This is a genomic window from Micromonospora sp. WMMD723, from assembly GCF_049863385.1.
GTDB classification, from domain to species: domain Bacteria; phylum Actinomycetota; class Actinomycetes; order Mycobacteriales; family Micromonosporaceae; genus Micromonospora; species Micromonospora wenchangensis.
Genome location: NZ_JBMKNR010000001.1, coordinates 6,047,907 through 6,061,092, shown reverse-complemented (window position 1 = coordinate 6,061,092; position 13,186 = coordinate 6,047,907). Strand labels below are relative to the sequence as shown.

General features: G+C 74.1%; 13 protein-coding genes. All 13 read left to right on the top strand.

Annotated elements, in window-relative coordinates; genetic code table 11:
- Nucleotides 1-325: 325 nt before the first annotated feature.
- Complete coding sequence (locus ACN261_RS26370; RefSeq protein WP_421482346.1) at nt 326-1,033, top strand: SRPBCC family protein; 708 nt, start codon at nt 326-328, stop codon at nt 1,031-1,033.
- Entirely contained in the window at nt 1,026-1,430 is a 405-nt protein-coding gene (locus tag ACN261_RS26365; protein WP_204922925.1) for a cupin domain-containing protein, read from the top strand. Before ACN261_RS26370 ends, ACN261_RS26365 begins: the two co-directional genes overlap by 8 nt.
- Entirely contained in the window at nt 1,427-2,695 is a 1,269-nt protein-coding gene (locus ACN261_RS26360) for a beta-ketoacyl-[acyl-carrier-protein] synthase family protein (protein ID WP_421482344.1), read from the top strand. The genes ACN261_RS26365 and ACN261_RS26360 overlap by 4 nt, the downstream gene beginning before the upstream one ends.
- A gap of 86 nt (nt 2,696-2,781) precedes the next feature.
- Nucleotides 2,782-4,017, top strand: a complete 1,236-nt coding sequence (locus ACN261_RS26355; protein ID WP_425853657.1) for a beta-ketoacyl synthase N-terminal-like domain-containing protein — start codon at nt 2,782-2,784, stop codon at nt 4,015-4,017.
- A gap of 392 nt (nt 4,018-4,409) precedes the next feature.
- Entirely contained in the window at nt 4,410-5,801 is a 1,392-nt protein-coding gene (locus tag ACN261_RS26350) for a class I adenylate-forming enzyme family protein (RefSeq protein ID WP_421486835.1), read from the top strand.
- A gap of 160 nt (nt 5,802-5,961) precedes the next feature.
- Complete coding sequence (locus tag ACN261_RS26345) at nt 5,962-6,228, top strand: acyl carrier protein (protein WP_145919799.1); 267 nt, start codon at nt 5,962-5,964, stop codon at nt 6,226-6,228.
- Complete coding sequence (locus tag ACN261_RS26340; RefSeq protein WP_088647750.1) at nt 6,228-6,473, top strand: hypothetical protein; 246 nt, start codon at nt 6,228-6,230, stop codon at nt 6,471-6,473. The genes ACN261_RS26345 and ACN261_RS26340 overlap by 1 nt, the downstream gene beginning before the upstream one ends.
- Nucleotides 6,466-7,662, top strand: a complete 1,197-nt coding sequence (locus tag ACN261_RS26335) for a beta-ketoacyl-[acyl-carrier-protein] synthase family protein (RefSeq protein WP_425852677.1) — start codon at nt 6,466-6,468, stop codon at nt 7,660-7,662. The genes ACN261_RS26340 and ACN261_RS26335 overlap by 8 nt, the downstream gene beginning before the upstream one ends.
- Nucleotides 7,663-7,688: 26 nt before the next feature.
- Nucleotides 7,689-8,216: a beta-ketoacyl synthase chain length factor gene (locus ACN261_RS26330; RefSeq protein ID WP_425853656.1), complete on the top strand. Its 528-nt coding sequence runs from the start codon at nt 7,689-7,691 to the stop codon at nt 8,214-8,216.
- Nucleotides 8,213-9,829, top strand: a complete 1,617-nt coding sequence (locus ACN261_RS26325; protein WP_425852674.1) for a class I adenylate-forming enzyme family protein — start codon at nt 8,213-8,215, stop codon at nt 9,827-9,829. The genes ACN261_RS26330 and ACN261_RS26325 overlap by 4 nt, the downstream gene beginning before the upstream one ends.
- Complete coding sequence (locus tag ACN261_RS26320) at nt 9,826-11,085, top strand: beta-ketoacyl-[acyl-carrier-protein] synthase family protein (protein WP_421482339.1); 1,260 nt, start codon at nt 9,826-9,828, stop codon at nt 11,083-11,085. The genes ACN261_RS26325 and ACN261_RS26320 overlap by 4 nt, the downstream gene beginning before the upstream one ends.
- A gap of 70 nt (nt 11,086-11,155) precedes the next feature.
- Nucleotides 11,156-12,265: a 4-hydroxyphenylpyruvate dioxygenase gene (hppD, locus tag ACN261_RS26315; RefSeq protein ID WP_421482338.1), complete on the top strand. Its 1,110-nt coding sequence runs from the start codon at nt 11,156-11,158 to the stop codon at nt 12,263-12,265.
- Nucleotides 12,262-13,185, top strand: coding sequence for a phytanoyl-CoA dioxygenase family protein (locus ACN261_RS26310; RefSeq protein ID WP_421482337.1), 924 nt, complete (start codon nt 12,262-12,264; stop codon nt 13,183-13,185). The genes hppD and ACN261_RS26310 overlap by 4 nt, the downstream gene beginning before the upstream one ends.
- Nucleotide 13,186 lies beyond the last annotated feature (1 nt).

Sequence of the window (13,186 nt, the reverse complement as noted above, 5' to 3'; positions counted from 1 at the left end):
CAGATCGTCCGGTGTCCCGACGCGGTCCCCCGCGACGCCGTGGCCGGTTCACTGCGCGGCCGAGCCCGGCCGGCCGGCACGAACATTACCAATATGATTACTCTCGGTCAACGAAAGTGTAGGCATGGTGACCGGGGTCGAATCGCCTCTGATCTGCGAACCTCCATCATGATGGACAGCTCGCGCATAGCCGGTACACAGCCTGCGTCAACGCAACGTCACCACGAAGCGGGGCTGTTGCGGGCTGCGGTGTGACGCCCGGGTGACGGGTCCGGCGGAGGGTGGCGGCTACCGGGGTGAGTCGCCCGGTGGAGGAGGACCCGAGATGACCGTCACCCACGGCCGACCGCTGACCAGCGAGATCACCGAGATCCTGGTGACCCGCTGCGGTCTCGACGCCGACGCCGCTGCCCGCGCGCCCGCCGCCAGCCTGGAGGAGCTGGGCATGGACTCGCTGGCGCTGCTGGAACTGTCCGCCGTGGTCGCCGACCGCTGGCGGGTACGCATCCCCGAACAGGCCGGGCAGCTCAGCATCGCCGGCGTCGCCGACCTGGTGGCCGACGCCGGCCCGGCCGGGCACACCGAGAACAGCATCCTCATCGCCGCCCCGCTGGCGCTGGTGTGGGAGATCACCAACGACGTGGCGCGCTGGACGGACCTGTTCACCGAGTACGCGGTGGTGGAGATCCTGCACCGGGAGGGGGACACGGTGCGGTTCCGGCTCACCATGCACCCCGACGAGAACGGCGTGGCGTGGAGCTGGGTCAGCGAACGTACCGCCGACCCGACGACCTGGCAGGTGCGGGCCCGGAGGGTGGAGACCGGCCCGTTCGAGTACATGCGCATCCACTGGTACTACGACACCGAACCGGAGGGCACCCGGATGACCTGGGTGCAGGACTTCGCGATGAAGCCGACCGCCCCGGTGGACGACGTGGCGATGACCGAGCGGATCAACACCAACAGCCGGGTGCAACTGGCCGTGATCAAGGAGCGGATCGAGCGGGCGTACGCGGGAGGCGGCGATGAGTGAGGTCACCACCGGCCTGGTCGCCGCCCGGGACGTACCGGCCGACCGGCGGCGCGGCGGGGAGCTGCGGGTGCTGCTGGGCCCGCGCACCGTCGGCAGCACCTCGGGGTTCATGGGGGTGGTGACGGTGGCCCCCGGTGACCGGGTGGCCGAGCACTACCACCCGTACAGCGAGGAGTTCCTCTATCTCGTGCGCGGCGCGATCACCGTCGACCTGGACGACGAGCCGGTGCCGCTGGCCGCCGGGGAGGCGCTGTTCGTGCCGCGCAACGTGCGGCACCGGTTGCGCAACACCGGCGACGTCGCCGCCGAGGTGGTCTTCCACCTCGGCCCGCTCGCGCCCCGCCCGGAACTCGGCCACGTGGACACCGAACTGGTCGAGCAGCGGGGACCGTCGTGACCGGCCGGCGGGTGGTGGTGACCGGTGTCGGGGTGGTCGCCCCGGGCGGGGTCACCCGGGACAGGTTCTGGAAGACCCTCACCGAGGGGCGGACGGCCACCCGGCGGATCAGCTTCTTCGACCCGTCGCCGTACCGGTCGCAGATCGCCGCCGAGTGCGACTTCGACCCGGACGCCGCCGGGCTCACCCCGGCGCAGCGGCAACGCTCCGACCGGTACGTGCAGTTCGCGCTGGCCTGCGCGGCGGAGGCGCTGGCCGACAGCGGCCTGGAGCTGACCGACGCCGAGCGGGACGTCGCCGGGGTGGTGCTGGGCACCGCCGTCGGCGGCACCACCGCCCTGGAGCAGGAGTACGTCCGGGTCAGCGACGCGGGCCGGCACTGGCTGGTCGACCACGCCCTCGGTGGGCCGTACCTGTACCAGGCGCTGGTGCCGAGCAGCCTGGCCGCCGACGTGGCCTGCCGGCACGGGCTGCGCGGCCCGGCGCAGGTGGTCTCCACCGGCTGCACCTCCGGCATCGACGCCATCGGCTACGCCCACCAGCTCGTCGTCGACGGGGAGGCGGACGTCGTGCTGGCCGGCGCGGCCGACTCGCCGATCTCCCCGGTCACCGTCGCCTCGTTCGACGCGATCCGGGCGACCAGCCCGGACAACGACGACCCGGGGCACGCCAGCCGCCCGTTCGACGCGCACCGGCAGGGTTTCGTGCTCGCCGAGGGGGCGGCGGTGCTGGTGCTGGAGGAGTGGGAGCACGCCCGGCGGCGCGGCGCGCACGTCTACTGCGAGGTCGCCGGCTACGCCGGCCGCAGCAACGGCTTCCACATGACCGGGCTGCGGCCCGACGGGGTGGAGATGGGGTTGGCCATCGCGGCGGCGCTGCGGCAGGCCCGCCTCGACCCGTCGGCGGTCTCCTACGTCAGCGCGCACGGCTCGGGCACCCGGCAGAACGACAGGCACGAGACGGCGGCGTTCAAGCGGTCGCTGGGTCCCACGGCATACCAGGTGCCGGTGAGTTCGATCAAGTCGATGGTCGGGCACTCGTTGGGCGCGATCGGCGCCATCGAGATGGCCGCCTGCGCCCTGGCCATCGAGTACGGCGTGGTGCCGCCGACGGCCAACTGGACCACCCGGGACCCGGAGTGTGACCTGGACTACGTGCCGAACGTGGCCCGGGAGACCCCGGTGGACGTGGCGCTGTCGGTGGGCAGCGGGTTCGGCGGCTTCCAGTCCGCGATGCTGTTCCGTCGGCTGGCGGTGACGCGGTGACGCTCCCCGCCCCTGCCGGCAACCCCGCCCCCGCCGTCACCCCCGCCCCTGCCGGCAACCCCGCCCCCGGTGAGCGGGCGCGGGCGGTGGTGACCGGGATCGGGGTGGTCGCGCCCAGCGGCATCGGCGTCGACGCGCACTGGCGGACGGTGACCGGAGGTATCCGGCGGACCGGGCCGATCACCCTGTTCGACCCGACCGGCTACCCCACCCGGGTCGGTGGCGAGGTTCCCGGCTTCCATCCGGCGGCCTACGTGGACACCCGGCAGCTCGTGCAGACCGACCGCTGGACCCAGCTCGGGTTCGCCGCGACCGCGTTGGCGCTCGCCGACGCCGGCCTGCCCGCCCGCGCCCCCGACCCGTACGCCTGGGCGGTCACCCTGGCCAGCTCGTCGGGGGGGAACCTGTTCGGGCAGCGGGAGCTGCAACGGCTCTGGGGCGGGCCGAGCCGCACCGTCGGGGCGTACCAGTCGATCGCCTGGTTCTATGCGGCCAGCGTCGGGCAGTTGTCCATCCACCACCAGTTCAAGGGGCCGTCGGGGGTGCTGGTCGCCGAGGCCGCCGGAGGGCTGGACAGCCTGGCGCACGCGGTGCGCACCATCCGGCGGGGCACGTCGGTGGTGATCGCCGGGGCGACCGAGTGCCCGCTGAGCCCGTACGCGCTGGCCTGTCAGCTCCGCTCCGGGCTGCTCAGCGCCGTCGACGAGCCGGCGGCGGCGTACCGGCCGTTCGACCGGGCGGCCGGCGGGTACGTGCCCGCCGAGGGCGGTGCGGTCTTCGTGGTGGAGGAACGGGAGCACGCCCTGGCCCGGGGTGCCCGGGTCTACGGGGAGGTGACCGGTTGGGCGGCCACCCACGACGCGGTGCACACCGGCCCGGACACGGCCGGCGACCCGGCGACGTACGCGCGGGCGATGCGGCTGGCGTTGGCCCGCTCCGGCAGCACGCCAGACGAGGTGGACCTGGTCGTGCCCGACGCGCTGGGGGTGCCCCGGTACGACCGCAGCGAGGCGACGGCGCTGCGGACGGTCTTCGGTGACCGGCCGCCGCCGGTGAGCACCCACAAGTCGTTGACCGGCCGGGCCCACCAGGGTGGGTCGGCGCTGGACGTGGCGACCGCGCTGCTCGCCTTCCACCACGACACGCTGCCCGCCTCGGCCGGTCCGGTCGAGCCGGCCCCCGGCTGCGAGTTGGGCTTCCTGCGTGCCCCGCGCCGGCCCGAGCACGGGGTGGCGTTGGTCTGCGCGCGTGGCTTCGACGGCTTCAACAGTGCCCTGGTGCTCCGGGGTGCCGCCCCGACGCCGAGGAGCGCCACCGACTGACCACTGTGCGTGACGCCCGTGTGGTGTGCCCGGCCGGCAGGGAGCTGCCCGCCGGGCACGCCCCTGTCCGCGTCCGGCCGGTCGTGGCGGCAGGGCGTCGACCGTCCATCGTGACCGGTGCTGACCTGGGCCGGGGCCCCGCCGGGTGGCCCGGGTCCCCATCGGAGCGTCGGGCACGGCGAAGCCGCCGGTGGTGTCGCGGACCGGCGTACGCGCCCGATCCTGCCCGGCCGATCGAGCGGCGGCAATCCGGCCGGCCGCCTTTTATGATCTAGCCATTCGCATCTAGTAATGGTCTTCCGGGCTGTCGTAGGGTGCCGTGAGCACGCCAAGAGACAACATTTATGGGCGCATTCGCCCGATTCTATGCTGGACGGTGGCCGGCGGTGACCATGTATCGCCCGACGGAAGATCCTGCGGCGCAAGACCCCGGTTGGGTGGACGACGTGTTGTTCGCCGGCCCTCCGACCGACGTTTGTCTCCGGCTGCCCGAGCCGGTGGACCGGGGCACCCTGCACCGCCTGGTCGTCGCGGCACAGGACCGGCTGCGCGAGGCGGGACTGCGCCCCGGCGGGGCCGTCGCGCTGCGCCTGCCGCCGTCGGTGTCCTATGTGGTCAACCTCCTGGCGACCTGGCGCAGCGGCGGTCAGGCGGTGCTGCTCGACCACCGGCTCACCGACCACGAGGTCGACCGGGCGCTGCGCCGGCTCACCCCGCAGGTGGTCGTCGCCCCGGCCCGGACCGGTGGTGGCGCGCTGAAGGTCTTCCTCGACGTCACCGAGAGCGTCACCCCGTACGCCGACCGACCGGCGGTCAGCGGGCACGCCGTGATCCAGCTCAGCTCCGGCTCCACCGGACCGTCCAAGGTGATCGGACGCACCGCCGCCGACCTGGTCGCCGAGGTGCACCGCTACACCCGCATCGACGGGGTGGCGCTGCCCGGCGAGCGGATCATCCTGCTGCCGTCCATGGTGCACGTGCTCGGCCTCGTCGGCGGACTGCTCTACGGCCTGCACGCCCACGTCGAGCTGGTCCCGCCGGAGCGGCTCGGCGGCGACGCCGTGCTGGCCGCGATCGCCGCCCAGGACACCCCGGCCACCGTGCTCGGCGTCCCGTTCCACATCGGCCTGCTCGCCTTCACCCGACCTGACCGGCCGCTGCCCCAGTTCAAGCGGATGACCACCGGCGGGGAACTGGTCCCGCCGGCCGTCGTGCGGGCGTTCACCGACCGGCACGGCGTGCCCCTGGGCAACATGTACGGGATGACCGAGGTCGGCGTCATCGGCACCGACCTGTACGGGCGGCACCGGCCCGCCATCACCCCCGCCCCCGGCATCGAGGTCCGCGAGTCCGACGGTGAGCTGCTGATCAGCTGCCCCGCGTCGCCGTACGTCGGGCTCAGCGACCCCACCCGCTGGGCCGACGGTTGGCTGCGTACCCGCGACGCCGGCACCGTCGACCCGGACTCCGGTCTGGTCACCGTCCGGGGCCGGCTCGACTCGCAGGTCTCCGTGGGGGGCCTCAAGGTCGACCTCACCGAGGTCGAGGCCACCCTCACCGGCCTGCCCGGGGTGGCCGCCGCCGTGGTCGCCTACGACGACGGGATCACCGCCTACGTACAGCCCGACGGCCCGCTGTCCGAGGAGGAGCTGGACAAGCTGCTCGCGGAGCGGCTGGCCGGCTACAAGCGTCCCCGCACCCTGCACCTGGTGGCGCAACTGCCGCGTACCACCACCGGCAAACTGGTCCGCTCGCTGGACGTGCTGCGGGCGGCGGTGCCATGACCGGTCCGCTCCACCCCGCCCCCGGCCGGTCCCCGTCGACCGCCGCCGGGGCGCCACCACCGCGTCACCACCGGCCGACCGTCGGCGGTACGCCCGAACCACTTCCGCACGGTGCCCCGACCGGGCACCGGCGACCCGCCCATCGAGAGAGGTAACCGTCATGCGAGACGAGGTCCGCACCTTCGTCATCGACCAGCTCCAGGACATGAACTACGACGTCGACGGGATCGACGACGACACCACCCTCGGCCCGTCCGGGGTGGACCTGGAGTCGCTCGCCCTGTCCGACCTGTCCGTCCGGGTGGAGGACCGCTACGGGCTGCGGTTCGCCGACGACGAGTCGGAGAAGCTGGCCCTGATGACGGTGGGGGAGTTCACCACCATGGTCGCCGACCGGGTCGCCGGGGCGACCACCGACAACCGCTGATGTCCGGTCAGCCCGACCTGGGGCGAGCTGACCTGGTGAGCATGCTCGCCGAACTGACCGGCAAACCCGTCGACCAGGTCCCGCACCGGGTCGGCTCGATGGAACTGGCCTGGCTGGTGCACCTCGTCGAACAGCGCTACGACACCCGGATGGACCTCACCGACGACCAGCTCGCCGGCATCCGCACCCTCGACGACGCCCTGGCCGTGTTCCACACCTGCCTCACCGCCTCCGCTGATGGTTGAGCGGAGCACCGTCACGATCTCCGGCACCTACGCCCTCAGCGCCTTCGGCAGGGGCGTGGACGCCCTGCTGGCCGGGGTCCTGTCCGGGGTGCCGGCGTTCCGACCGGTCCGCCGGTTCGACACCACCGGCCGCCGGGTGACCGTCGCGGCCACCCGCCCCGACGTGGCGACCCTGCCGCAGGAGCTGGCCGACGCCGTCGACGCCGCCTGCCGGGCGGCCGGGCTGGACCCGGCGCAGCGCCGGGCGTCGGCACTGCTCCTGGCCACCCACGGCGGGCCGGCGACCCTGCCCGGCCCGTACACCGACGACCGACCGGTCGCCGACACCGCCGACCCGTGGTGGGCCGGTGGCGAACGCGACGACGCCGGCCCCGCCTGGCCGGAGCTGCCCGCCCTGGCCGACCGGCTGGCCCGGCGGTGCGGGCTCGGCGGCCCGACCCGGGTCTACACCACCGCCTGCGTCTCGGCCAGCAACGCGGTCGCCGACGCCGCCGTCATGATCAGCCGGGGGGACACCGAGCGGGTCGTGGTGGCCGCCGGCTACCTGGTGGAACCGGACCAGTACGCGCTCTTCGACGCCGGCCGGGCGCTCGCCGCCGACGGGGCGGTCCGCCCGTTCAGCGCCGGTCGGCAGGGCCTGCTCCTCGGCGACGGGGTGGCCGCGGTGGTGCTGGAGTCCGCCGCCGCGCTGCACGGCCGCGGCGGTGAGCCGGTGGCGACGCTGGCCGGCTGGGGCCGGGCCGGCGACGCCCACCACCCCTGCCAACCCGATCCGCAGGGGGGCGGGCTGGCCCGGGCGATCGGTGCGGCGCTGGGCCGCGCCGGCCTGCCCGCCGGGGCGGTCGGCTACGTCAACGCCAACGCCACCGGCACCGGGTTCAGCGACGCCTCCGAGGCGGCGGCGCTGCGGCTGGCCCTGGGCGAGTGGGCCGGGCAGGTGCCGGTCAGCTCCACCAAGGCGCTGCACGGGCACGCGCTGGAGGCGTCCGGTCTGCTCGAACTGGTGGTCACCGTGGCGGCGCTGGGGCACGGGAAGCTGCCGGTCAACGCCGGCTGGCTCGGCCCCGACCCGGCCTGCCCGCTGGACGTGGTCACCGCCGCGCCCCGCCCGGTGACCAGCCGGTACGCCCTCAGCCTCAACGCCGCCTTCGGCGGTGCGAACACCGCCCTGCTGGTGGGTGCGCCGTGACCGGCACGCGCGGCCCGGGACCCGGGATCGTCCCGGGCCGTCCGGCCGGTCACGGCGCACCCCGGGTGCTGGCGCAGGCACGCTGGCCGGAACCGGGCGACGGGCCGCCATCGCCGCTGCCCGGGTTCCTGCACTCGCCGTTCGCGCCGCTGGTCGCGGCGGTGGCCGGCCGGTGCCTGGACCGCCGGCCCGGCGGTCCGCCGGCGGCCGGCACCCGGTGCGCGGTGGTGCTGGTCAGCGCCGCCGGTGACCGGCCCAGCGCCACGCACGTGCGCTCGACCGTCGCCGCCGGGGGGCGGGTCGGTCCACTGTTCTTCTTCCAGTCGGTGCCCAACAGCGTCGCCGGGCAGGTCGCCGCCCGGTGGGGGCTGACCGGGCCGGTGGTGTGCATGAGCCCGACGGGTGACCCCCGGGCCGACGCCGTCGCCGAAGGGGAACTGCTGCTGTACGACGGCGACGCCGACGAGGCGTTGCTGGTCCTGATCGACGAGGCACCCGACGCGACGCCCACCGGCGCGGTCGCGGTGCTGCTGGGGGGAGGAGACAGTCAATGAGGACGAAGGGACTGCGGGGGGTGCTCGCCGCCGATGCGCAGCTCGGCGCGGGAAACGTGCTGGCCCGGGTGCTGGCCCACGGCGCTGACCCACAGGGGCCGGGGCTGACCTTCGACACCCCGGTCGACGGGCACCCCGCCGAGCAGCCGCTCACCCTGGGGCAGCTCGACGAGCGGGTCGCCGCGCGGGCGGCCTGGCTGCACGCCCGGGGGGTGCAGCCCCGCGACCCGGTGGCCGTCTGGGCCACCGCCGCCGCCGACATGGTGCTGAGCTTCCTGGCGCTGACCCGGCTCGGCGCGATCCCCGCGCTGATGAACGGCAAGCTGCGCCCCGAGATCGCCGCCGAGTACATCCGCCGGCTGCGCGGCGTCGGGGTGCTCGCCGACGCCGCGCACACCGACCTGCTGGCCGGGCACGACCTGGGCGTACCCCTGCTCGGCACCCCGGCGGAGGGCGGCACCGGCGACCCGGCGCAGGCCCCGGCCGACTACCGGCACCACCCCGACGACCCGATCGTCATCACCCACACCTCCGGCACCACCGGGGTGCCCAAGGCGGTGCTGCACTCGCACGCCAGCCTCTTCGCCGCCACCCGGCACCTGCTGTCCATGCCGCAGGCGCAGGGCACCCGCCGCATCCTCAACGCGCTGCCCGCCCCGCACACCGCGACGGTGCTCATGGTCAACCAGGCGCTCGGCAACCGGGCGGAGATGTTCCTGCTCTCCGAGCAGGGCGGCGAACGGGTCCTCGACGCCATCCAGCGGTGGCGGCCCGACGGGGTCTTCGGCTTCTCGATGACCTGGGCCGAGCTGGCCCGCTTCGACCTCAGCGGGTACGACCTGGACTCGGTGCGGTTGTGGTTCAACACCGGCGACTGCTCGCACGAGCCGCACGTCCGCCGGCTCGTCGCGGTCGGCTCACGGGACGTGGTCACCCGGCAGGGCGTCACCCGGGTCCCCGGTTCCGTCTTCATCGACGGCCTCGGCTCCAGCGAGATGGGGCACTCGATGTTCCACATCACGCACACCACCGACACCGACCGGTACGGCCGCTGCGTTGGCCGGCCCTACCATTTCGCCAGGGTGGCCGTCCTCGACGCCGAGGGCAACGAACTGCCCCCCGGCCAGGTGGGTCTCCTCGGCATCGACTCGCCGTCGCTGTTCCGGGGCTACTGGAACGACTCGGTGACCAGCTACCGGTTCCGGCTGCGCGGCTGGTACCTCACCGGTGACCTGGTCCACGCCGACGCCGACGGCCGCTACTACCACCTGGACCGGGCGGTCGACGCGGTGACGCTGCCCGACGGGCGGCGCTACTTCACCGCGTTGTCCGAGGAACGCGTCCTCGCCGCCTGCCCCGACGTCACCGACTGCACGGTGCTGATCGTCGCCGACGGTGACACGGTCACCACCGACGTGCTGCTGGAGCTGGCCGCCGGGGCCGACCCGACGGTCGACCGCACCGACACGATCCGGGCCGCCCTCGGCGCGGACGTGGGGGCGACCCTGCGCCGGGTGGTGCCGGTGAGCGCCGACGACATCCCGGTCACCGTCACCGGCAAGGTCCGCAAGGTGGCGCTGCGGGAACGCTACCTCGCCGAGTCGTCGTCATGACCGTCGTCATCACCGGCATGGGCCTGTTCAGCCCCGTCGGGCGGGGCGTAGCCGACACCTTCACCGCGTTGACCACCGGCCGGTCCGGGCTGGGTCGCCCGCCCGAGGGGCACCCGGCCCGGGAGTCGCTGGAGGTCGCCGGGGTGCTCCCGCCGATCGACCCGCGGACGGTCGCCACCGGCCCGGAGACCAAGGTGCTCGACCGGGTCGTGCTGTTCGCCCTGCTCACCGCCGCCGACGCGCTCGCCGACGCGGGCATCACGGTGGGTCGGGACGTCGACCCGGCGCGGATCGGCGTCGTCGTCGGCGGGGTCGGTGGCATGTCCACCCTGGAGCAGCAGGTGATCGCCCGCACCGAGCGGGGCCGGGCGGCGGTCAGCCCGTACCTGCTGACCGGCATCCTGCCGAACATGGCCTCGGCGCGGATCGCCATCGCCCACGGCATCCGCGGCTACAGCTCCTCGGTCGGCACGGCCTGCGCCTCCGGGGCCCAGGCGGTCGCCGACGCGGCCCGGCTGATCCGGGCCGGCGAGGCCGACGTGGTGCTCTGCGGGGCCAGCGAGGCGCCGCTCTTCCCGACCTTCGCCGACACCTTCGGCAACGCCCGCGCACTGGCCCGGGGCTGGGCCGACCCGACCGAGGCGAGCCGCCCGTTCGACAGGCGACGCAACGGGTTCGTGCTCGCCGAGGGTGCCGCCCTGCTGGTGCTGGAACGGGCGGAGCACGCCGCCGCCCGCGGCGTGCGCACCTACGCGGAGGTGGCCGGCTACGGCAGCACCACCGACGCGCACCACCCGACGATGCCCCGGCCCGACGGGGAGGGGGCGGCCGACTGCATGCGCGCCGCCCTCGCCCGGGCCGACGTCCCGCCGGCCGAGGTCGGCTACGTCAACGCCCACGGCACCGGCACCAAACTCGGTGACATCGCCGAGAGCACCGCGCTGGGCAAGGTCTTCGGGGTCGGCGGGGTGCCGGTCAGCTCCACCAAGGCGCTCACCGGGCACCTGCTCGGCGCGTCCGGCGTGGTGGAGGCGGCGGCCTGCGCGTTGGCACTGCGGGCCGGCCTGCTGCCGCCGACGTACCACCTGGACGACCCGGACCCGGACTGCCCGGCGGACCACGTCCGCGACGTGCCCCGGGCGAGCCGGGCCGAATTCGCGCTCACCAACTCCTTCGGATTCGGCGGGCAGAACGTCAGCCTGCTGCTGCGGCGCACCACCGGGGCTGGCGCCCGGCCCGCCGAGCCGGGGAGGTGATCGACGCTGCGACCCGGGCCGCACGCGCCCGGACGGCAGTCACGGGGGGACATGGGGAAGGGCTGGAGAGATGGATATTCGTGGAATAGACCACATTGAAATGTACGTGGGGGACGCCCGGCAGGCGGCCTTCTACTTCGGTACCGCCGTCGGTTTCACCCTGCTCGGGCAGGGCGGGCCGGAGACCGGGCTGGTCGGGCAGCGGTCCCTGCTGCTGGGGCAGGCCGACATCCGGATGGTGCTGACCACCGGCCTCACCGCCGAGCATCCGGCCTCGGGGTACGTGGCCCGGCACGGTGACGGGATCGCGGTCGTGGCGGTGGAGGTCGGCGACGCCGCCGGGGCGTACGCGGAGCTGGTCGCCCGGGGTGCGACGCCGGTGACCCCGCCGCGCACCTGGACCGGGGCGGACGCCGAGGTGGTGACCGCCGAGGTGGGCGGCTTCGGTGACGTGCTGCACCGGCTGGTGGAACGCCGGGGCGACCGGGCCGACTTCCTGCCCGGTGCGATCGAGGCGACCCCGGCCGGCGGGACCGACGACCGGCTGCTCGCCGAGATCGACCACCTGGCGGTCTGCGTGCCGCCCGGTCAGCTCGACGACACCGTGACGCTCTACGAGCGGGTCTTCGGCTTCGCGCAGATCTTCGAGGAGCACATCGAGGTCGCCGGTCAGGCGATGAACTCCAAGGTGGTGCAGGACGCCTCCGGGCGGGTCACCCTGGTGCTGCTGGAACCGGACGCCGGGCGGCGTCCCGGCCAGATCGACAAGTTCCTCAGTGAGCACCACGGGGCCGGGGTGCAGCACCTGGGGCTGCGCACCGACGACATCGTCGGCGCGGTCGGCGCGCTCGGCGCCCGCGGGGTGCGCTTCGCCGGCACCCCGGCGGCCTACTACGACGACCTGGAGCAGCGGGTCGGCAAGATCGACGCGCCGCTGGACCGGCTGCGGGACCTCAGCATCCTGGTCGACGCCGACCACGGCGGGCAGCTGCTGCAGATCTTCACCGAGTCGATGCACGTGCGGCGCACCCTCTTCCTCGAACTCATCGAGCGGCGAGGGGCACGCACCTTCGGCAGCGGCAACATCCGGGCCCTCTACGAGGCCAAGGAACGGGAGCTGGCCGTGGCGGGGGCGACCCCCGCCGTCGCGGCCGGCACGGCACGAGGAGCAGGTGCATGACCACGACACATCCGACGTTGACCGCCGAGGAGGAGGCGCTGCTCCCCTCGGCGGAGGACGTGCGCCACTACGCCGAGCACGGCTGGTACCTGTCCAAGAAGCTGCTCACCGACGACGAGGTGGACGCCCTGACCGCGGCCACCGACCGCTACTACGACGGCGAGCGGGACCGCACCCTGCCGGTGCGCCCGCCGAAGCTCGCCTACTGGGACCCGTCGAAGGGGCCGGTGCAGCGACACAACGACTACGTCCACTACGAGCACGACGGGATCGCCGCGATCCTGCGCAAGCCGCTGATCGGCGCGGTCGCCGCCCGGCTGGCCCGGGCCGACGAGATCCGGATCTTCCAGTCCACGCTGATCTACAAGCCGCCGATCTCCGGTGAGCCGTCCAACATCGTGCCCTGGCACTTCGACAAGCACTACTGGTCGTCCTCGTCGTCGGAGCGGATGCTGACCGCGTTCATCCCGTTCCACGACTGCGGCGAGGAGATGGGCACCATCACCATGGTCGACGGCTCCCACCGGTGGTCGGAGATCGGCGCGGACGACACCGTCGTACGGCACTTCGCCGAGCGGGACCGCGACCAGCTCGAGGAGATGCTGGCCGAGAACGCGGCGCACAACGGCGCACAGATCCGCAAGATCCCCATGGTGATCCCCAAGGGGCACATGAGTTTCCACCACTGCCGCACCTACCACGGCAGCGGTGCCAACGTCAGCGGACGCCCGCGCCGGGCGATCTCGCTGCACCTGCAGGACGGCGACAACGCCCACCGGGAGTTCCCGCTCTCGGACGGCAGCCTCGCCGCCTACAACCACGACGTGCTGGTCCGCCGCACCCCCGAGGGTCGGCCGGACTACGCCGACCCCGACTACTGCCCGGTCATCTGGCGCGACCGCGCCCAGCAGGAAGGCTAGA

Coding starts and splice junctions, on each gene's coding strand:
- ACN261_RS26310 (WP_421482337.1), top strand. CDS start 12,262: ATGACCACGACACATCCGACGTTGACCGCCGAGGAGGAGGCGCTGCTC.
- hppD (WP_421482338.1), top strand. CDS start 11,156: ATGGATATTCGTGGAATAGACCACATTGAAATGTACGTGGGGGACGCC.
- ACN261_RS26345 (WP_145919799.1), top strand. CDS start 5,962: ATGCGAGACGAGGTCCGCACCTTCGTCATCGACCAGCTCCAGGACATG.
- ACN261_RS26350 (WP_421486835.1), top strand. CDS start 4,410: ATGTATCGCCCGACGGAAGATCCTGCGGCGCAAGACCCCGGTTGGGTG.
- ACN261_RS26340 (WP_088647750.1), top strand. CDS start 6,228: ATGTCCGGTCAGCCCGACCTGGGGCGAGCTGACCTGGTGAGCATGCTC.
- ACN261_RS26370 (WP_421482346.1), top strand. CDS start 326: ATGACCGTCACCCACGGCCGACCGCTGACCAGCGAGATCACCGAGATC.
- ACN261_RS26335 (WP_425852677.1), top strand. CDS start 6,466: ATGGTTGAGCGGAGCACCGTCACGATCTCCGGCACCTACGCCCTCAGC.
- ACN261_RS26325 (WP_425852674.1), top strand. CDS start 8,213: ATGAGGACGAAGGGACTGCGGGGGGTGCTCGCCGCCGATGCGCAGCTC.
- ACN261_RS26320 (WP_421482339.1), top strand. CDS start 9,826: ATGACCGTCGTCATCACCGGCATGGGCCTGTTCAGCCCCGTCGGGCGG.
- ACN261_RS26365 (WP_204922925.1), top strand. CDS start 1,026: ATGAGTGAGGTCACCACCGGCCTGGTCGCCGCCCGGGACGTACCGGCC.